The following is a 1,108-nucleotide window of genomic DNA, read 5'->3' as shown; positions in this document are numbered from 1 at the left end:
TGTCCGAGGAGCGGATAGCCGATCCGCGCGACGATGTCATCAGCATGCTGGTCGCCGCGAAGGAGGGCGACAACCTGACCCCGCAGGAGATGGCGAAATTTTTCATCCTGCTGGTAGGCGCCGGAAATGAGACCACGCGCAACGCCCTGACGCACGGGGTGTACGCCCTGAGTCGCCACCCCGATCAGCGCGATGCCTGGCTGGCCGACTACTGTGCGTCGGCGCCCACCGCGATCGAGGAAATCCTGCGCTGGGCGAGTCCGGTGATCCACATGCGCCGCACGGTGACCCATGACGGCGTCCAACTCGGTGATCAAGTGTTCTCTCGAGGCGAGAAGGTTGTGCTCTGGTATACCTCGGCCAATCGCGATGATGCCGTTTTCGAGGATCCCTACGTTTTCGATATCGCCCGCAACCCGAACCCGCACTTGGCGTTCGGTGCGCCGGGGCCGCACTTCTGCCTGGGCGCGCATCTGGCGCGGCTGGAACTGAATATCGCGTTCGAGGCACTGTATTCGCGTTTTCCCGACCTCGAGGCCGTCGGCGAGCCGACACTGCTGCGGTCGAATTTCGTGAACGGCATCAAACATCTGACTGTGAGGTATACGCACCGATGACCGATGCCCTCCTGCAGAAGATCGACGGCGGCGTCCTCACGATCACGCTCGACCGGCCCGAGGCGGCCAATGCCATCCGGCCCGAGGATCGCGACGCCCTGATCGAGCTGTTCGCCGAGGCCGACGCCGATCCCGATATCCGCGTGGTGGTCCTGCGGGCGAACGGTAAGCACTTCTGCTCCGGCGCGGACGTGGTGCGGCTGGCCGACGGCCGCGCGAAGAACGTCAAGCGGGTGACCGATCCGATGCGGCGGATCATGACTGGTGCGCAGCGCCTGATCGCCGCGGTATTGGACTGTGGAAAGCCGGTCGTCAGCGTGGTGCACGGCGCCGCCGCCGGTATCGGTGCACATCTGGCCTACGCCTCCGACCTAGTGATCGCGACCGAGGCGGCCTACTTCAGCGAGTCGTTCGTCAAACGCGGGCTCGTGGTCGACGGTGGCGGCGCCTATCTGCTGCCCCGGCTGATCGGTATGCAGCGCGCGAAGGAA

General features: G+C 65.1%; 2 protein-coding genes. Both read left to right on the top strand.

Features of this window, described 5'->3' with window-relative positions; translation table 11 throughout:
* A partial coding sequence (locus tag ACGF5C_RS35070) for a cytochrome P450 (protein ID WP_393308760.1) occupies positions 1-617 on the top strand: 617 nt, incomplete at its 5' end.
* Positions 614-1,108 (top strand): enoyl-CoA hydratase/isomerase family protein (locus ACGF5C_RS35065; RefSeq protein WP_393308758.1); only part of this gene is annotated, 495 nt, incomplete at its 3' end. The genes ACGF5C_RS35070 and ACGF5C_RS35065, both read left to right, overlap by 4 nt.

The sequence above is a fragment of the Micromonospora sp. NPDC047620 genome (assembly GCF_043205005.1).
Lineage (GTDB): Bacteria > Actinomycetota > Actinomycetes > Mycobacteriales > Micromonosporaceae > Micromonospora.
The sequence above is the reverse complement of the archived record's forward strand: the minus strand, read 5'-3'. Positions and strand labels throughout refer to the sequence as shown.